Here is a 19,309-nt window from a genome sequence, read left to right on the forward strand (position 1 = left end):
TAGTGGCGAATCGCTAGTACAGAATAAAACTTACGACAAAACGTGGAGTAAAAGATGCCTTCTCAAAGCCCAGTGATTACGGTTGATGGACCAAGTGGTGCAGGTAAAGGTACCCTGTGTATGTTGCTAGCAGATAAGCTAGGCTTTCATCTTCTAGACTCAGGCGCGATCTATCGCGTATTGGCTTTAGCGGCAATTCACCATGGTGTGGATACTGAATCAGAAGATGCTTTAGTACCGCTTGCGACACACTTAGACGTGCAGTTTATTGCTGAAGGCGACTTAGTTAAGGTTATCCTAGAAGGTGAAGATGTGTCTGGTGAACTTCGTAAAGAAGAAACCGGCATGGCAGCTTCAAAAGTGGCCGCTTTACCTCGCGTTCGTGAAGCTCTGCTTCGTCGTCAACGCGCATTCAGCGCGGCACCTGGTTTGGTTGCTGATGGCCGTGACATGGGAACGGTTGTGTTCCCTGAAGCTGAAGCGAAAATATTTTTAGATGCAAGTGCTGAAGAGCGTGCGAGTCGCCGCCTTAAACAGTTGCAACAGAAGGGGTTAGATGTTAAATTTGACGACCTTTTGAGCGAGATCCAAGAGCGAGACGACCGAGATCGTAATCGCCCAGTGGCGCCACTTCGCCCTGCAGAGGATGCTCTAGTGCTTGATTCCACCTCAATGAATATTGAGCAGGTAGTAGAAAAAGCACTACACTATATTGAATCGAAACTGGCTGGGTAATTTCGCCGAGCTAGTACGAACGTTGGTCGCAAGGATGATGACCGGCGAATTTATCAACCCCATGCGGTAGGATACCCATGGACGTTTAATTATTGAAGATTAAATAATGACTGAATCTTTTGCTCAACTCTTTGAAGAGTTTCTATCTGAAACTGAATTCCAACAAGGCAGCATCGTTAAAGGTACTGTAGTAGCTATCGAGAACGGTTTCGTTCTTGTAGATGCTGGTCTTAAGTCTGAATCTGCTATCCCTGCTGAACAATTCAAGAACGCTGCTGGCGAACTTGAAGTTGAAGTTGGTGCTGAAGTAGACGTAGCTCTAGACGCTGTTGAAGATGGTTTCGGTGAAACTCAACTTTCTCGTGAGAAAGCTAAGCGTCACGAAGCTTGGATCGTACTTGAGAAAGCTTGTGAAGAAGCTGAAACTGTTGTTGGTATCATCAACGGTAAAGTTAAAGGCGGTTTCACTGTTGAACTTAACGGTATCCGTGCTTTCCTTCCAGGTTCTCTAGTAGACGTACGTCCTATCCGTGACACTGCTCACCTAGAAAACAAAGAGCTAGAGTTCAAAGTAATCAAGCTAGACCAGAAGCGTAACAACGTTGTTGTTTCTCGTCGTGCTGTTATCGAATCTGAAAACAGTGTTGAGCGTGACGAACTTCTTGAAACTCTACAAGAAGGTACTGAAGTTAAAGGTATCGTTAAGAACCTTACTGACTACGGTGCATTCGTTGATCTTGGCGGTGTTGACGGTCTTCTACATATCACAGATATGGCTTGGAAGCGCGTTAAGCACCCATCAGAGATCGTTAACGTTGGTGACGAAATCCTAGTTAAAGTTCTTAAGTTCGATCGTGAGCGCACTCGTGTTTCACTAGGTCTTAAGCAACTAGGCGAAGATCCATGGGTAGCAATCGCTAAGCGTTACCCTGAAGGTCACAAGCTTTCTGGTCGTGTTACAAACCTAACTGACTACGGCTGCTTCGTTGAAATCGAAGAAGGCGTTGAAGGTCTAGTACACGTTTCTGAAATGGATTGGACTAACAAGAACATCCACCCTTCTAAAGTTGTTAATGTTGGCGACGAAGTTGAGGTTATGGTTCTTGATATCGACGAAGAACGTCGTCGTATCTCTCTAGGTCTGAAACAGTGTAAAGCTAACCCATGGCAGTCATTTGCAGAAATGCAAGCTAAGGGCGACAAAGTTACTGGTAAGATCAAATCTATCACTGACTTTGGTATCTTCATCGGTCTAGAAGGCGGTATCGACGGTCTTGTACACCTATCTGACATTTCTTGGAACGCTGCCGGCGAAGAAGCTGTACGTGAATACAAGAAAGGCGACGAAATCTCTGCTGTTGTTCTAGCAGTAGATGCAGAGCGTGAGCGTATTTCTCTTGGCGTTAAGCAAATGGAAAACGACCCGTTCAACGCATACGTTGCTGACAACAAGAAAGGTGTTCTTGTAAACGGTACTGTAACTGCAGTTGACGCGAAAGGCGCTACTATCGAGCTAATCGAAGGCGTTGAGGGTTACCTACGCGCTTCTGAAGTTTCTCGTGACCGTATCGAAGATGCATCTCTAATCCTAAGCGTTGGCGACAGCGTTGAAGCGAAGTTCACTGGTGTAGACCGTAAGAACCGCGTAATCAACCTATCTATCAAAGCTAAAGATGAAGCTGATGAGCAAGAAGCAATGGCTTCACTGAACAAGTCTGATGAAGGCGCGTTCGGTAACGCAATGGCAGACGCATTCAAAGCTGCTAAAGGCGAATAATAGCTTCTCGTTAAGAGAATTATAGCTATATAGCCAAGAAAGGAGCCGTAAGGCTCCTTTTTTTTTGCTTATTTTTCCGATAGGTCTATAATTTCTAAAAAGAAAACCAACGAGGGTAACTATGACTAAGTCTGAATTGATTGAAAGACTGTGCGCTGAGCAAACGCACCTTTCTGCAAAAGAAATTGAAGACGCTGTAAAAGACATTTTAGAGCACATGGCTTCAACACTAGAAAGTGGTGATCGAATCGAAATTCGCGGATTTGGCAGTTTTTCTCTGCATTACCGTGAACCTCGTGTTGGACGTAATCCTAAAACTGGTGACAAGGTTGAGTTGGAAGGTAAATACGTTCCTCACTTTAAACCAGGTAAAGAGCTACGCGAACGAGTAAACTCAGGACTGTAGACTACTTATCGGAATTAAGAAAAGCGGCATACTATAATGTATGCCGCTTTTTTATGACCATAATATGGTGGTCTGATTAGTAATTTTCCTGCATAATCGTACAGCTAACTAACCAATGAGTGATGAACTATGAAAATTATAAAAATAGTCGCCGTTATCGCACTTTTCCTAATTGCACTGGCTTTAGGCTCTCAAAACCAAACAAGTGTGAATTTCAACTATCTGCTAGCGCAAGGTGACTTCCACCTATCAAGCTTATTAGGTGTTGTCTTCGTTTCAGGTTTTGGTCTTGCTTGGTTAGTCTTCGGCAATATGCACATGCGATCTCAACTGAGAATTTATCGTTTGAAGAAACAACTCAATAAGCAATCAAAGCAGGTAGCTGCTGATACCAAAGCTTAAAGGTCTTATTTGATGTTAGAGTTACTGTTCTTGCTCTTACCTATTGCCGCCGCCTACGGTTGGTATATGGGTAATCGTAATGCTCAGCAAGAAAAACAGAAACAATCACACCAGATTTCCCGTCAATACGTGACGGGTTTGAACCTATTACTGTCAGATCAGTCTGACAAAGCGGTTGATCACTTCATTGAACTCCTTCAAGTCGACAATGAAACCATCGATACTCACTTAGCTTTGGGCAATTTGTTCCGATCTAGAGGTGAAGTCGACCGTGCTATTCGTATCCACCAAAATCTTATCTCTCGTTCGGGGCTTACTCTCGATCAGAAAAACCTCGCACTACAACAATTAGCTAAAGATTATATGGTCTCTGGCTTTCTTGATCGCGCCGAAAAAATCTTTGAACAGCTTGTAGAAGAACCCGATCACAAAGAGGGTGCTCTACAACAGTTGGTTGCTATTTATCAGCAAACTCGAGAGTGGAACAAGGCTATTCATTACGGAAATATCCTAGTTAAGCTCGGTAAGAAGAAAATGAAGATGCGTGCGACAGTTGCACATTTCTGGTGTGAACTTGCGATGCAAGAGCAAGCCGATGGTAATCGTTCTAAAGCGCTTCAGCATTTCAAAAAGGCACTTTCTGAAGACCCTAAATGTGTCCGTGCTAGCATCGCTCTAGGCACGTTCCACTTAGCGAACGAAGACTACCAAAAGACAATCGATTGTTTGGAATCGGTACTCGAGCAAGATATCGACTTTATTAGTGAGGTGTTGCCAACCCTTGCTGAGTGTTACCACAAGCTTGGGCAAGAGGCTCAATTAGTCGAGTTCCTTAAAGCCTGTATTCAGAATAAAGCTGGTGTGTCCGCTGAACTGATGCTCGCTCAATTGGTTGCTCACCATGAAGATGTTGGTTCTGCTCAAGAGCTACTAACAAAGCAGCTAGTCAAAAATCCAACCATGAAGGGTTTTTATCGATTAATCGATTATCACCTAGCGGAAGCAGAAGAAGGTCGTGCGAAAGACAGCTTAACCACACTTCAATCTATGGTTGGTGAACAACTTAAGGTTAAGCCTCATTATCGTTGTCGTCAGTGTGGTTTCTCAACACACTCAATGTATTGGCACTGCCCTTCATGTAAGGGATGGGGAACGATCAAGCCTATTCGTGGGCTTGATGGTGAATAGATTCGTGGTCATTTTAAGACCAAATTATTAATTGCAGCTTTCGGGCTGCATTTTTATGACTGTTATTTATGGCCTGATTGGTATAAATATTTTGTAGAAAGTTAACTGCGTTAGGAGATGAAATGAACGACCAAAAAATCATTGTAGCATTGGATTATGATAACCAAGCGGATGCGTTAGCCTTTGTTGATCGTATTGACCCAGCATCTTGCCGTCTAAAAGTGGGCAAAGAGATGTTTACCTTGTTTGGTCCTGAATTTGTTCGTGAATTGCATAAACGTGGTTTCTCAGTATTTTTGGATCTCAAATTCCACGACATCCCGAACACATGTTCAAAAGCTGTGCGAGCTGCCGCGGAACTAGGCGTTTGGATGGTGAACGTACATGCTAGTGGCGGTGAGCGCATGATGACGGCGTCTCGCGAAATTTTGGAACCGTATGGTAAAGATCGTCCGTTGCTAATTGGCGTGACAGTACTGACTAGTATGGAGCAATCTGACTTGGCGGGTATTGGTTTGGATCTTGAGCCACAGCAGCAGGTGATGCGCTTGGCATCTCTGACTAAAAACTCAGGCTTAGACGGCGTTGTATGTTCGGCACAAGAGGCTTCTTTGCTTAAAGGTGCACTTGGCCAAGAATTCAAGCTAGTAACTCCTGGTATTCGTCCTGTAGGTGCTGATGTTGGTGACCAGAAGAGAATTATGACGCCTTCTAAAGCGATTGAGTCAGGTTCTGACTACCTTGTTATCGGTCGCCCTATCACTCAAGCGATAGATCCTGCCGCTGTACTTGCAGAGATCAACGGTACGCTAGCTTAAGTTTGCATCAGAAAGCTATTCGAATAAGAAGGAAGGCCAGCAAATTGCTGGCCTTTTCATTTGTGTACGAGGCATTGAATTGGTCTGGACTTGAGTTATCTTGCCTAGCCTAAACCGGAGCGCCGCTATGGAACTTAAAATCGCTGTCTTCTGAAGTGATAAGATCCGCTTCTACTTGCGCGAAATGAGCAATACGCTCTGAGATATCTTTCCCTGCGATCTGCTCTGCTAACTCAAGGTAATCTTGGTAATGTCGAGCCTCTGAGCGAAGCAGAGACACGTAAAACTTCTCCATATCTTCTTCCAAGAATGGAGCTAATTTAGCGAAACGCTCACAAGAGCGAGCTTCGATAAACGCACCGATGATGAGCTTATCAACTAGAGCATCGGGTTCGTAAGTTTTGACTTGCTTGATTAAACCCTTAGCGTAGCGACCCGCTTCAATCGGTTGGTAAGTGACGCCTTTCTTTACCATCAATTCCATGACTTGGTAGAAATGATGCAGCTCTTCTTTGATCAGCAATACCATTTTATCGATCAGGTCAGCGCCGTAATTGCAGCCTTCTTTCGCTGTAATTTGCTTTGATACGTTGCTTTTACCACGCAGAGACTCTAAGTCTCCGACACGACGGTAAGCAAATTGCTCGTAGGGCAAAATCCATTCATTCAGTTGCTTTGCGCTTTCTTTATCAACTGCGTACTTGCGGATAAGGAACAAAGCACTCTGTGCCGCCTTAAGCTCACAAAGCATGTGATCGCGTAGAATGATGTGAAGGTTTTCAGGCTTTTTGGCTTCATCGATCCATGAATCTGGCGTTTCAGCTTTAAGAAAATAGTGGATTGGAGCTAATAATTCTTGATACATGGTCAGGGCAAGTTTGTTGATAATGCGGGATTTTATCACAGCTCAAGAGATCTCCCTATACAGAGAAAGGAAATTCAACAGGTACAAAAAAGGCCGCTAATTTAGTGTAAATAAGCGGCCTTTAAGTATTGCGTTAGACAGTTACCATTTCTTCTTCTGACCGAAGAGGGCGTCCATGTCTTCGTCACGCTCTTTAGATTCGATCTGTTGTAAATCTTGCGCGTTTTTATCTTGGCGCTTCTGATCAAGATCGTTAAGCATCTGCTGAAGCTTTTCTTTCGCTTGAGTAGAGTATGAATCGTTCTTAGTTGCTAATGCGTCGATACCTTTACGCAGTAACTGAATTGCTGTGCCTGGCTGTCCGCGAGAAATCGAGTCGTTTGCACGCTTGATAACATTTTCGATGTTGATGCGAATTTGAATCGTCTCTAAACGAGCGTTTTCAACCACATAAGCTTGAGTCTCGAAGCGGCCTTTATTGTGCTCGTTACGGACCGTATCACGTAGGCGCTTAACTAGCTTCAGCATCATGATCGCTTGTTTGTCACTGCTCGGAACGCGGAAGGTAGTACTTTCACCACCTTGGTAGTTCTCTTTAAGCTGAGTGATTTGTTGTTTTACGCTTTCAATGCGTTGGGCAAGCTGCTTGTTTTTGGGATCGAGCTGATACATGTTTTCTAACGCATCAAGAATTCGATTGTTTAAGCATATAAGAAGATCTTGGCTAAACGGCATGTGGTGAGCATTACCAATCAACTCTTCTGTTCCGTCAATAATGGTTAGATAACGAGAAGCTTCCTGTTTCTTCGCTGTTTCTACCTTAACTTTGTATTGAAGCATGATGTTGTAGCCTAAAACCAACACCAAAAGAACGGCGACTAAGGCGATTATTAAACCAATATTCATATATTTGTGTCTGCTTGTTGTTTTCTATAGCTAACTTGAGAGGATACACGATTCCATTGTGTATCGGCACTCGTAAATTGCAATTTCTGATTATCTCTTGTTGAGCACAATCGGCAATCAAAACTTACCAACTAATGTATGAGAATGAGGTGTGGGTTGCAAAGCGTTAGTGATGTTTTTGTTTGTTAAGCTAGAAAAACTCATTATTTCTGTCATTTTGGTTCTCGAAGCGTTATAACTATTAATTATATTACACGAGACTATAAAGCTCTATTTGCAAATAAGTTAGCGCAGAAATGAGTAAAGGATTACGAGGTTAGATATGAAGTTACAGCAACTGAAGTACATTGTTGAGGTTCTAAACCATAACCTAAATGTTTCAGCGACAGCAGAGAGTTTGTATACATCTCAGCCCGGCATTAGTAAGCAAGTTAGGTTACTTGAAGACGAGCTAGGCATTCAGATTTTTGAACGTAGCGGTAAGCATTTAACTCAGGTTACACAAGCCGGTGAGGATATCATTCGTATCTCTCAAGAGATTTTGGCACGTGTAGAGAGTATTAAAGCAGTCGCGGGTGAGCACACTCATCCTGAGATGGGCACATTGAATATTTCAACCACTCATACTCAAGCTCGTTATGCGCTCCCTGATGTGATTAAAGGCTTCACGGCACGTTATCCAAAAGTGTCGCTTCACATGCACCAAGGTACACCAAGCCAGATGTCAGAAGCGGTCGCTAAAGGGACTGCGAACTTTGCGATTGCAACGGAAGCGCTGCACCTTTATCAAGATGCAATTATGCTGCCTTGTTATCACTGGAACCGTTCAATCGTCGTAACTAAAGATCATCCTCTTGCGCAAAAACGAACTATCTCGATTGAAGATCTTGCTGCTTATTCTCTCGTGACTTATGTATTTGGTTTTACTGGCCGTTCTGAGCTTGATACTGCATTCAACAAAGTAGGATTAACACCGCGAGTTGTTTTTACCGCGACGGATGCAGACGTAATTAAAACTTATGTTCGTATGGGGATCGGAGTTGGTGTAATCGCAAGTATGGCGATTGACCACGAACAAGATACAGATTTGGTTGCTATTGATGCGAGCCACCTATTTGGTGCGAGCACCACAAGCATTGGCTTTAGAAAAGGCACTTTCCTGCGTTCTTACATGTTTGATTTTATGGAGCGTTTTGCACCGCACTTAACTCGTCCTGTGGTTGAACAAGCTATTTCTTTGAAATCGAATGAAGAAATCGAAGAGATGTTTAAAGACATCGACCTGCCTGTTCGCTAAGGGGCACAGTCTTTAATTCGATACCTATTCGGCCTGTTTACAGGCCGTTTTCATTTGAACTCGGTTTTGGTTTATACCAATAGTAGTAAATAACGGGTCACTCTAGCTTGTTAAAACGCTCGATGACGTTGTTAGAACTTTTGATTGCAGAATAAGTACTTATCGAAACGACTTGCCGAACAGAGCTGCCTTGTTCTCAATCCTTTACCTGTGCTACTTCTGTTCACTGACTTTCCGTGACTGGTATTATTTACTGATAGCCTGTCCCTATAGCCTCGATTTGTATCCTTCCTTTCCATTTTGGCCTCTTCCCCCTACAATCCTCGCATTATAGGGGGAAGCATGCATTCACGATTTACAATACTCGACTCATTCTTGTTAGAGCACCAAGTCTATTGGCGTTCGGAGCCTTTTCATCTATGCCAAACTCACCATCAACCATGGAAAGATGTGAATCGTCCACTTGTCGATTGGTTAGAAGGTTTGAGTATTGAGCGCATTCAAACGTTAAAAGAGCAGCCTCAGCTTTTGGTCGAGGAACTGACTCGCTTCCTTCCTCGATTAGATGCTGCTAACCAAAATATCCAGTTTGATAACACGGCTTTGGTTGGATTAGACCTCCCACGTGGTACTGCTGATGGTATTCCCGGCAGAAAGCTGCAACAAATCGTGGCGATGGGAGAGGCTGTACTTGAACACCATCATGGTAAAGAGTGGCTAGAGTGGTGTTCTGGCAAAGGTTTTCTGGGCCGAATTTTATCTCAACAATCAGATCAAAAGGTCACTAGCTTTGAATGGCAACAATCGTTATGTGAAAGCGGACAAAAGGTAGCAGACGACCAGAAATTAGAAATGCACTTTGTCCAAGGTGACGCGTTTTCAGAGGAAGCAGATGGCGTATTTAACTCTGATCAACACGCTGTTGCGCTCCATGCTTGTGGTGATCTGCATGTTGAACTGGTGAAAAAGTCTGTTTCACATGGGCTATCGGCGGTAACAATTTCCCCTTGTTGCTATCACCTTATTCGAGGCGATGTGTATCAAGCTATGTCTACCGTGGCCAAAGGTTCAGCACTAACGTTGAGCAAAAGCGACTTAAGAATCCCGCTTCAAGAAACCGTCACTGGTGGTGAAAGAGTAAAGAGACATCGCCAACTAGAGATGAGTTATCGTTTGGGCTTCAGCAAACTGCTCAAAGCTGAACGTCATATCGACGAATACATTCCAGTGCCAAGCATTAAAAAGTCAGAGTTATCTAAGGGTTTTGAATCATTCTGCCGCTGGGCATCTGAAGTTAAAAAAGTATCGCTTGGTTCAGACGTCGATTTTGATTTCTACTTAGCCCAAGGCGAGGCGCTTTTCTGGGAAATGGAGAGGTTGAGCTTAGTACAACAAGTCTTTAGACGACCATTGGAGATATGGTTGGCCTTAGATCGTGCCATCTATCTGCAAGAACAAGGCTATGAAGCTTTGATTGAAGAGTTCTGTGAACGTAGTATTACGCCAAGAAATCTATTGATTCATGGGGTTAAAGTTGAGCGTTATCAGTAGACAGAACTGTTGCGTGTTTTACGAGCTAAACTCATAAATGAAAAATGAAGCTATGAATACAAGACAAAGCTATAAATGTAAAAAAGCCAGCGCGACATAATGTCGTACTGGCTTTTTGTTTAATGTGTATGAGTTAACTGAACGCTTCAACGAGAAGATTATTGCGCTCAGTTAGCTATTACAGCATTAGTTAAACATTGCGATTGCTTCAGCTGGATCTACGTATTCAAGGTCAAAGCTCTCTGCAACTTCTTTGCAAGTTACTTTACCGTGAATAACGTTAAGACCTTCTAGGAAGCCTTCATCAGATAGAAGTGCTTCGCGGTAGCCTTTGTTCGCTAGCTTAACAATGTAAGGAAGTGTTGCATTGTTTAGTGCGTAAGTAGAAGTACGAGCAACGGCACCTGGCATGTTAGCAACACAGTAGTGAACTACGTCATCAACAATGTAAGTTGGATCGGCGTGAGTCGTTGCATGTGAAGTTTCAAAACAACCACCTTGGTCGATTGCAACATCAACAACTGCTGAACCTGGCTTCATCTTAGCGATGTGATCTTTTGTAACCAGTTTAGGAGCGGCTGCGCCTGGGATTAGTACTGCACCAATCACTAGGTCTGCTTCTAGAACATGCTTCTCAATAGCGTCTTCAGTAGAATAAACCACTTTTGCGCGACCTTGGAATTCTTCATCAAGACGACGAAGCGTATCTACGTTGCGATCAAGAATGGTTACGTCTGCGCGAAGGCCAACAGCCATACGTGCTGCGTTAGCACCCACAACACCGCCGCCAACAACTACAACTTTCGCTGGTTCAACACCAGGAACGCCGCCAAGAAGAAGACCACAACCACCGTTAGATTTTTCTAGTGTTTGTGCACCTGCTTGAATAGACATGCGACCAGCGACTTCAGACATTGGTGCTAATAGTGGCAAGCGACCCATATTATCTGTTACAGTCTCATAGGCTACGCAGACAGCTTTGCTCTTGATTAGCTCTTCCGTTTGTGGAAAATCTGGTGCAAGGTGTAAATAGGTAAATAATATTTGCCCTTCACGAAGCATAGCTCGCTCGACAGCTTGAGGTTCTTTAACCTTTACAATCATCTCTGCTTTCGCGAAAACGTCAGCAGCAGTAGGAAGAATGGATGCGCCTACAGCGATGTAATCATCGTCTGAAAAACCGATACCAGTACCGGCATTGGTTTCAACAAAAACTTGGTGGCTATGTGAGATTAGTTCTCTCACGCTAGCTGGGGTCATACCAACGCGGTATTCGTGGTTCTTGATTTCCTTCGGTACGCCAATGATCATCCTGACTCCTCATTATATTATGGTTGTTTTATCTATGTGTAGGGTAATTCTGTCGAATTAATATCTAGTATAGATAGGTTCAGATAGAATTTGATACCGAATATTAAAAAGTTGTAGTATATTTTTTTGCAAGGAAGTAATAAGGTGGAATAAAAAATGGCAGACAATTATAAGAAGCCGTCCAAGGAACTAGATCGTATTGACCGCAACATTCTTAATGAGTTGCAAAAAGACGGTCGTATCTCAAACGTTGAACTCTCAAAACGAGTAGGACTTTCTCCAACTCCATGTCTTGAGCGTGTTCGTCGTTTAGAACGTCAAGGTTACATTACTGGGTACACAGCGTTGCTGAACCCACAGTATCTTGATGCTTCACTTTTAGTGTTTGTTGAAATTACGTTGAACCGTGGTGCTCCAGATGTGTTCGAACAATTCAACACCGCTGTGCAGAAACTGGATGACATCCAAGAGTGTCATTTAGTGTCGGGTGATTTTGACTATCTTCTAAAAACACGTGTATCGGATATGGGTGCTTACCGTAAGCTACTGGGTGATACGTTACTTCGTCTACCGGGCGTAAACGACACTCGAACTTACGTTGTAATGGAAGAAGTGAAACAAACCAATCAACTTGTGATTAAAACTCGTTAGTCACAATTGGTGAAATGAAAGAAAGCGGACATTTGTTCCGCTTTCTTGCTTTCTGGAATTGGGTTTTTCTGTTTGATATGGTTAAATCAACAGTAGTTTCATTGAAACGGGCGGCTTTGGTCGCTCGAGATGTTTTATTCCGTTTAATTATTAAGTTGGTTTATGTTCAAGCAGAGCAGTAATAAAGTAGAAACAATCATTAAAACGAGTGAAGAGCCTCAGTCTCCTCGTTTGAATGGTTCTCAACGTCTAAAAGAGTGCAGCCTGATTATGGGTGTTCTCTTCTCTATTCTACTTGCCGTTGCGTTATTAACTTTTAGTCCTGCAGACCCATCATGGTCGCAAACGGCGTGGGGTGGTGACATTCAAAATGCGGGTGGCTACTTAGGTGCATGGTTGGCGGATACGCTTTTCTTTGTGTTTGGTTCTCTGGCTTACCCTTTACCTATCTTGGTAACGGTTGCTGCGTGGGTATTATTCCGTAAACGTAATGAAGACGAGCAGATCGATTTCATGCTGTGGGGTACTCGCTTACTTGGCCTTACTGTCCTTATTCTTACTAGTTGCGGTCTAGCCGATATCAACTTTGACGACATTTGGTACTTTTCGTCAGGTGGCGTCGTGGGTGATGTACTAACAAGCCTTGCGCTTCCCACGTTAAATGTTCTCGGTAGTACGCTAGTTCTTCTTTTCTTATGGGGAGCTGGCTTGACGCTATTAACTGGAATTTCTTGGTTAAGTATTGTGGAATGGCTAGGCGAATGTGCCATTAAATTTTTTACATCTGCTGTTAATAAGGCGCGTGGCCAAGATCAAGAGCTACTTGAGCCTGAATTGAAAGAATCGACAGACAGAGATTCTCTAACAGAACGTCATCAAAAGCCGACTTTCCGTGATGTCCCTGCGTTAGAAGACAATCTTATCGAAGGTAAGGCTATAGAAGGGTATAAAGAAGCAGAACAAGATCAGCTCGACCCTGCGATGAGCTTCTCTGCGACCAACGACTCTTCAGACACTGGCGTAAATGCGTTGGACAACAGTGCAACGTCGAAGCGTCATTACAATATTCATATGCCAGTAGAGGCTCCAGCTAAGTCAGAGGTTTCTACTTATGAGGCACCGCAAGTTCAACCTGAAATTCAACCAGAGCAACCTATCTCTGTCGCTCCTGTTTACCACGCGCCAGAAGAACCTTTCGAAGAAGGTATTGAGCGCTCGAAGCAGTTGAATGCGACGATAGAGCAGCTAGAAAATGCCGCTATGTATGAAGATGATCTCGCTGAGCAAGATCAGACGGATGCTCACGAATCTCAGGCTGCGTACCAACAATACATGCAGAACGACCAACCAGAAGTTGTCCCTACTGACATTGGCCTTGAAAGTGCTGAGTCAGCAGTCGATAGCACTTCAGAAGTTGATCGCACTCCAGAAGTTGAGAGTGAATTCGATACGGAAGATGTTCAACCTGAATCGTTATACGCTTCGCCAATGGGTGAACCAGAAGAACCAAGCGAAGACGATTTCTCAGTACAAGCATCACCGTTTGATGTGGCTGAAGAACAAAGTTATGAACAGTCTACAGAGTTCGAGTCTGTATCGACTGAAGAAGATAATGCAGAGCAATCTGAGTCTTTAGTTAACCAACAAAATAATTCAGAATTTGAGCAATCAAACGAACAAACTCAAGAGCCAACGGTTGATCTTCCTTGGGAACAGGTAACAGAAGAAGAGCCTCTTCACCAAGATCAAGATGTTGCAGCCTTCCAAAGCCTTGTCTCTGAGGCACAAGCGAACATGGCGGCGACACAAAACCCGTTCCTGGTACAGCAAGATGTTAACTTACCGAAACCGGCCGAACCATTGCCAACGCTTGAGTTGTTGTTCCACCCTGAAAAACGTGAAACCTTTATTGACCGCGATGCACTAGAGGCGATCGCTCGTCTTGTTGAATCGAAGCTAGCGGACTACAAGATTAAAGCTGATGTGGTTGATATTTTCCCAGGTCCTGTCATCACTCGATTCGAACTCGATCTGGCTCCTGGCGTCAAAGTAAGCCGTATTTCTGGCCTTTCTATGGACTTAGCTCGTTCGCTTTCTGCATTGGCAGTACGTGTCGTCGAGGTAATACCGGGTAAACCTTATGTTGGTTTGGAATTGCCGAACATGAGCCGTCAAACCGTATTCTTCTCCGATGTGGTGGGCAGCCCTCAGTTCCAAGAAGCGAAGTCACCAACGACCGTTGTTCTAGGGCAAGATATTGCTGGTGAAGCAGTTATTGCTGACCTATCGAAGATGCCACATGTTCTGGTTGCAGGTACAACCGGTTCTGGTAAATCTGTGGGTGTGAACGTGATGATCTTGAGTATGCTTTACAAGGCATCGCCTGAAGAAGTTCGTTTCATCATGATCGACCCGAAAATGTTGGAATTGTCTATCTATGAAGGTATTCCACATCTATTGTCTGAAGTTGTGACTGACATGAAAGATGCGTCTAACGCCCTTCGTTGGTGTGTAGGTGAAATGGAACGTCGTTACAAACTGATGTCGGCTCTCGGTGTTCGTAACATCAAAGGCTACAACGACAAATTGAAGATGGCCGCGGAAGCGGGTCACCCAATTCATGACCCACTGTGGAAACCGGGCGACAGCATGGACCCTGAAGCTCCATTGTTGGAAAAACTGCCTTATATTGTGGTTGTCGTCGATGAATTCGCTGATTTAATCATGGTAGTCGGTAAGAAAGTTGAAGAACTGATTGCACGTTTGGCGCAGAAAGCGCGTGCGGCTGGTGTTCACTTGATCTTAGCCACTCAACGTCCTTCGGTGGATGTTATTACTGGTCTTATTAAAGCAAACATCCCAACACGTGTTGCCTTTACGGTATCAACCAAAACGGATTCAAGAACTATTCTTGACCAAGGTGGTGCAGAATCATTATTGGGTATGGGTGATATGTTGTACTTACCACCGGGTTCAAGCCACACAACTCGTGTACACGGTGCGTTTGCATCTGATGATGATGTACACGCGGTAGTGAACAACTGGAAAGCACGCGGTAAGCCAAACTATATTGAAGAGATTACGAACGGCGACCAAACCCCGGAAACACTGTTACCGGGTGAGAAGATGGAAGGCGATGAAGAAGTCGATCCACTGTTTGATCAAGTGGTAGAACACGTTGTCCATTCACGTCGTGGTTCAGTTTCTGGCGTACAACGTCGATTCAAGATTGGCTATAACCGTGCGGCACGAATTGTTGAGCAGCTTGAAGCTCAAGGCATTGTGAGTGCTCCTGGCCATAACGGTAACCGTGAAGTCTTAGCGCCAGCGCCACCAAAAGATTAGTTCCGCTCGGAACTCACAACCATTAAGTCGGTCAAATCGAGAATATGACCGACTTATGTTCTAACAGGATTATTGATGAAAAAAGTATTCGCACTTTTATTTATGAGCTTTTCAGTATTGGCTTCTCCGAAAGAAGAACTGAGTAGCCGCTTGTCATTGAATGCAGGTTTTAGCGCCGACTTTAAACAAGTCGTGACTAGCCCTGATGGTGATGTTGTTATGGAAGGCGAGGGCACGGTTGAGATTGCACGCCCAAGCTTATTCCGTTGGGAAACGACTTTCCCTGATGAAAACCTATTGGTATCTGATGGTCAAAGCTTGTGGTACTACAGCCCGTTCATTGAACAAGTGAGCATTTACTGGCAAGAACAAGCCACATCGCAAACGCCTTTTGTATTGCTGACTCGTAACCAAGAAAGCGATTGGGACAACTACAATGTCGCGCAAACGGGTAACCAATTTACGCTAACGCCGACAGCTGTAGATTCTAATCAAGGCGACTTCCAGATTAAGATTACTGAAAAGGGCATTGTTCAGGGCTTTAACGTGATTGAACAAGACGGTCAGAAAGGTGAGTTTACCTTTAGCAATGTTGACTTAGGTAAACCTGCAGCAGACCGCTTTACTTTTGTGGCACCGGAAGGTGTCGAGGTCGACGACCAAAGAAACTGATCTAATGAAGCAGATCATTTGGTAGTACGTCGATAGGCACAGATGCCATCAACGAATCAAGAGATTGCAATTGAGTAATTACAGCTTAGATTTTGCAGGGGACGAAGATTTTCGTCCCCTTGCTGCTCGTATGAGACCTGAAACTGTCGAACAGTACATCGGTCAGCAGCATATATTAGGCCCAGGTAAACCACTTCGTAGAGCGTTGGAAGCGGGCCATATTCACTCGATGATTTTATGGGGGCCTCCTGGCACCGGTAAAACCACGCTGGCGGAAGTGGCAGCAAACTATGCGAATGCTGAAGTTGAGCGCGTATCAGCGGTAACCTCGGGTGTTAAAGACATTCGTATCGCGATTGAAAAAGCGCGTGAAAACAAACAAGCAGGGCGCAGAACGATCCTGTTTGTGGACGAAGTCCATCGCTTTAACAAAAGTCAGCAAGATGCCTTTTTGCCACATATTGAAGATGGCACCGTGACCTTTATTGGCGCGACCACAGAAAACCCATCCTTTGAACTGAACAACGCTTTGTTGTCACGTGCGCGTGTTTACAAGCTGACTTCGCTTCATACCGATGATATTTCTCTCGTTATTCGCCAAGCTATTGAAGATAAACAGCGCGGTCTGGGTGATGTAACGGCTGATTTTGCTGGTAACGTCTTAGATCGCCTCGCTGAACTGGTCAACGGTGACGCACGTATGTCGCTCAACTATCTTGAGCTGCTGTATGACATGGCAGAAGACAACGACAAAGGCGAGAAAGCGATAACGTTACAGTTGCTGGCTGAGGTAGCTGGGGAGAAAGTCGCTCGCTTTGATAATAAGGGCGATATTTGGTACGACTTGATCTCCGCTGTTCACAAATCGATTCGCGGTTCAAACCCTGATGCGGCGTTGTATTGGTCAGCAAGAATGATTGCTGCGGGTTGTGACCCTTTGTATATCGTAAGACGTTTGCTGGCGATAGCTTCTGAAGATATCGGTAATGCTGACCCACGCGCAATGCAGGTCGCAATGTCCGCTTGGGACTGCTTCACTCGAATTGGTCCTGCCGAAGGTGAGCGTGCTATTGCACAGGCGGTTGTTTATCTCGCGTGTGCGCCAAAGAGTAACGCCGTTTACACCGCTTGGAAGCAAGCGTTAACGGATGCACACAATCTGCCTGAGTATGAAGTTCCTCATCATTTACGAAATGCACCTACAACTTTGATGAAGGACATGGGCTACGGGCAAGAATACCGTTATGCTCATGACGAACCTGGTGCCTACGCAGCTGGCGAAAAGTATTTGCCGCCTGAAATGGGCGAAACACAATACTATTTCCCAACAAAACGAGGCTTAGAGACCAAAATTGGCGAGAAGCTAGATTATCTGGCGGATTTGGACGCAAAAAGCCCACAAAAACGCTATGAAAAGTAGTCTTTTTTGGATATCGTTACCTAGTCATAAAAATTCAATTAAATCGTTTGAAATTGGTCGAAATAGCACCAGTTTTAGGGGTTTAGCAGTGATTCAGTAGCAATCTACTGAATATTCAAATAACTAAAGCATAGGATTAGCAATGCTGGATTCTAAATTACTTCGAGCTGAGCTGGATGAAACAGCGGCAAAATTAGCACGTCGAGGCTTCACCCTTGATGTAGAGACAATTCGTGAACTTGAAGAAAAACGTAAGTCCCTTCAGATGAAAACTGAAGAGCTGCAAGCGTTACGTAACTCTCGATCGAAGTCCATTGGTCAAGCGAAAGCAAAAGGCGACCATGAAGAAGCTGAGCGTATCCTTGCTGAAGTAGGCAACTTAGGCGCAGAACTAGACCAAGCTAAAGTAACATTGGCTGAGCTTCAATCTGAGCTAGAAACGATCACCATGTCAATTCCTAACTTACCTGATGCAGAAGTGCCAGACGGTAAAGATGAAGACGACAACGTAGAAGTTTCTCGTTGGGGTCAACCTAAGACTTACGACTTCGAAGTGAAAGATCACGTAGATCTTGGCGAAATGTCTGGCGGTCTTGATTTTGCTAGCGCAGTTAAAATCTCAGGTTCTCGTTTCATCGTGATGAAAGGCAAATTTGCACGTCTACACCGTGCTATTGCTCAGTTCATGCTGGATCTTCACACTGATGAGCACGGCTACACAGAAATGTACGTACCGTACCTAGTGAACCACGATAGCCTATACGGTACTGGTCAACTTCCTAAGTTCGGCGAAGACTTGTTCCACACAAGCCCACTAACTGAGCAAGTAAGTGACGTGCCTCTTAAAACGCTATCGCTTATCCCTACAGCAGAAGTACCGGTAACGAACATGGTTCGTGACACTATTACTGATGAAGCTGAACTGCCACTTAAGATGACAGCTCACACGCCATGTTTCCGTTCTGAAGCGGGTTCTTACGGTCGTGACACTCGTGGTCTTATCCGTATGCACCAATTCGACAAAGTTGAACTAGTACAAATCACTAAGCCAGAAGACTCAATGGCAGCGCTTGAAGAGCTAACAGGTCATGCTGAGAAAGTACTTCAACTTCTAGAGCTTCCTTACCGTAAAGTGATTCTATGTACAGGTGACATGGGCTTCGGTTCTGCGAAAACTTACGACTTAGAAGTATGGGTTCCAGCACAAGAGACTTACCGTGAAATTTCTTCTTGTTCAAACATGTGGGATTTCCAAGCGCGTCGTATGCAAGCTCGTTTCCGTCGTAAAGGCGAGAAGAAACCTGAACTTGTACACACACTAAACGGTTCTGGTCTTGCTGTTGGTCGTACTATGGTTGCTATTCTTGAGAACAACCAAGAAGCAGATGGCCGTATTGCTATCCCAACAGTACTTCAACCATACATGGGCGGCGTAACGCACATTGGTTAATCAGTAAAACTGTTATACGAAAACCCAGTCAATCGGCTGGGTTTTTTATTATCTGTTACACCGGAAAGCAGTAAGTCGAGGGCCAGTTTCATTACTCATTTGTAATAGTGTTTCTCTAATTTTGGTTATTATTACATCACTCAAAAATGGTTATAATGTGCTCTTACCGCGGTAGGTACAAATTTTCTCATGCAAATACAGAGGAGGACTTATGGCCTTAGGATGGGCAGGTGACGATAGCGTCAGTCAGCAAATTCAAAATACCATTGATGATGAGATCTCTCGTGTAAGAGGGAACATTCAAAGTGGGGAAAGCTTGCATTATTGTGACGAGTGCGGTGATGAGATATCAGAAAAGAGACGGCTAGCGATTAAAGGCGTGCGTTTCTGTATTGGATGCCAGTCCATGTTTGAACACGTTGCGCATCGTCACTCATTGTTCAATCGCAGAGCAAGTAAAGACAGCCAACTTCGTTAGAAGGCGGTCGTTCTCTATTGTCGATAATAACTAACCG

At 44.3% G+C, this 19,309-nt stretch carries 17 protein-coding genes; 14 read left to right on the forward strand and 3 right to left on the reverse strand.

Annotation, left to right across the window (positions count from 1 at the left end; genetic code table 11):
* The first annotated feature begins 54 nt into the window (after positions 1 to 54).
* The 6 genes from cmk to pyrF all read left to right on the forward strand — a co-directional run bounded on the left by cmk (position 55) and on the right by pyrF (position 5,326).
* Positions 55 to 735, forward strand: coding sequence for a (d)CMP kinase (gene cmk, locus NX845_RS00400; protein ID WP_017060237.1), 681 nt, complete (start codon positions 55 to 57; stop codon positions 733 to 735).
* Between the two features lie 106 nt (positions 736 to 841).
* On the forward strand, positions 842 to 2,512 hold the full coding sequence (rpsA, locus tag NX845_RS00405; RefSeq protein ID WP_017057038.1) for a 30S ribosomal protein S1: 1,671 nt from the start codon (positions 842 to 844) through the stop codon (positions 2,510 to 2,512).
* A gap of 121 nt (positions 2,513 to 2,633) precedes the next feature.
* The gene (ihfB, locus tag NX845_RS00410) at positions 2,634 to 2,918 is read left to right on the forward strand and encodes an integration host factor subunit beta (protein ID WP_010439923.1); all 285 of its coding nucleotides are present in this window, start codon (positions 2,634 to 2,636) and stop codon (positions 2,916 to 2,918) included.
* A gap of 129 nt (positions 2,919 to 3,047) precedes the next feature.
* A complete protein-coding gene (locus tag NX845_RS00415) occupies positions 3,048 to 3,320 on the forward strand; it encodes a LapA family protein (protein ID WP_065681197.1) in 273 nt (90 codons plus the stop codon).
* 12 nt (positions 3,321 to 3,332) lie between these two features.
* A complete protein-coding gene (gene lapB, locus NX845_RS00420) occupies positions 3,333 to 4,508 on the forward strand; it encodes a lipopolysaccharide assembly protein LapB (protein WP_065681198.1) in 1,176 nt (391 codons plus the stop codon).
* Positions 4,509 to 4,630: 122 nt separating this feature from the next.
* Entirely contained in the window at positions 4,631 to 5,326 is a 696-nt protein-coding gene (gene pyrF, locus NX845_RS00425; protein ID WP_017078954.1) for an orotidine-5'-phosphate decarboxylase, read from the forward strand.
* 109 nt (positions 5,327 to 5,435) lie between these two features.
* On the opposite strand, the gene NX845_RS00430 is transcribed toward pyrF, so the two are convergent.
* A complete protein-coding gene (locus NX845_RS00430; protein ID WP_302622109.1) occupies positions 5,436 to 6,230 on the reverse strand; it encodes a tRNA isopentenyl-2-thiomethyl-A-37 hydroxylase MiaE in 795 nt (264 codons plus the stop codon).
* 102 nt (positions 6,231 to 6,332) lie between these two features.
* Positions 6,333 to 7,097, reverse strand: coding sequence for a hypothetical protein (locus NX845_RS00435; protein WP_004734562.1), 765 nt, complete (start codon positions 7,095 to 7,097; stop codon positions 6,333 to 6,335).
* A 322-nt stretch (positions 7,098 to 7,419) separates the two neighbouring features.
* Here NX845_RS00435 and cysB point away from each other — a divergent pair, with 322 nt between their 5' ends.
* Both cysB and NX845_RS00445 read left to right on the forward strand, forming a co-directional pair.
* Positions 7,420 to 8,394, forward strand: a complete 975-nt coding sequence (cysB, locus tag NX845_RS00440) for an HTH-type transcriptional regulator CysB (protein ID WP_004734561.1) — start codon at positions 7,420 to 7,422, stop codon at positions 8,392 to 8,394.
* A 342-nt stretch (positions 8,395 to 8,736) separates the two neighbouring features.
* The gene (locus NX845_RS00445) at positions 8,737 to 9,945 is read left to right on the forward strand and encodes a methyltransferase (protein ID WP_065681199.1); all 1,209 of its coding nucleotides are present in this window, start codon (positions 8,737 to 8,739) and stop codon (positions 9,943 to 9,945) included.
* A gap of 186 nt (positions 9,946 to 10,131) precedes the next feature.
* On the opposite strand, the gene ald is transcribed toward NX845_RS00445, so the two are convergent.
* Positions 10,132 to 11,256 carry an alanine dehydrogenase gene (ald, locus tag NX845_RS00450; RefSeq protein ID WP_004734559.1) on the reverse strand — a complete coding sequence of 375 codons (1,125 nt, stop codon included), beginning with the start codon at positions 11,254 to 11,256 and terminating at the stop codon, positions 10,132 to 10,134.
* 156 nt (positions 11,257 to 11,412) lie between these two features.
* On the opposite strand from ald, the gene lrp reads away from it, so the two are divergent.
* The 6 genes from lrp to NX845_RS00480 all read left to right on the forward strand — a co-directional run bounded on the left by lrp (position 11,413) and on the right by NX845_RS00480 (position 19,272).
* Entirely contained in the window at positions 11,413 to 11,907 is a 495-nt protein-coding gene (lrp, locus tag NX845_RS00455; RefSeq protein WP_004734558.1) for a leucine-responsive transcriptional regulator Lrp, read from the forward strand.
* Positions 11,908 to 12,069: 162 nt separating this feature from the next.
* The gene (locus NX845_RS00460; RefSeq protein WP_065607786.1) at positions 12,070 to 15,252 is read left to right on the forward strand and encodes a DNA translocase FtsK 4TM domain-containing protein; all 3,183 of its coding nucleotides are present in this window, start codon (positions 12,070 to 12,072) and stop codon (positions 15,250 to 15,252) included.
* Between the two features lie 75 nt (positions 15,253 to 15,327).
* Entirely contained in the window at positions 15,328 to 15,924 is a 597-nt protein-coding gene (gene lolA / locus NX845_RS00465) for an outer membrane lipoprotein chaperone LolA (protein ID WP_029222076.1), read from the forward strand.
* A 64-nt stretch (positions 15,925 to 15,988) separates the two neighbouring features.
* Positions 15,989 to 17,344: a replication-associated recombination protein A gene (locus NX845_RS00470; protein WP_241909547.1), complete on the forward strand. Its 1,356-nt coding sequence runs from the start codon at positions 15,989 to 15,991 to the stop codon at positions 17,342 to 17,344.
* 142 nt (positions 17,345 to 17,486) lie between these two features.
* Complete coding sequence (gene serS, locus NX845_RS00475; RefSeq protein WP_004734554.1) at positions 17,487 to 18,794, forward strand: serine--tRNA ligase; 1,308 nt, start codon at positions 17,487 to 17,489, stop codon at positions 18,792 to 18,794.
* 211 nt (positions 18,795 to 19,005) lie between these two features.
* Positions 19,006 to 19,272: a DksA/TraR family C4-type zinc finger protein gene (locus tag NX845_RS00480; RefSeq protein WP_065681200.1), complete on the forward strand. Its 267-nt coding sequence runs from the start codon at positions 19,006 to 19,008 to the stop codon at positions 19,270 to 19,272.
* Positions 19,273 to 19,309: the final 37 nt, after the last annotated feature.

The sequence above is a fragment of the Vibrio sp. NC2 genome, from assembly GCF_025195005.1.
Lineage (GTDB): Bacteria > Pseudomonadota > Gammaproteobacteria > Enterobacterales > Vibrionaceae > Vibrio > Vibrio splendidus.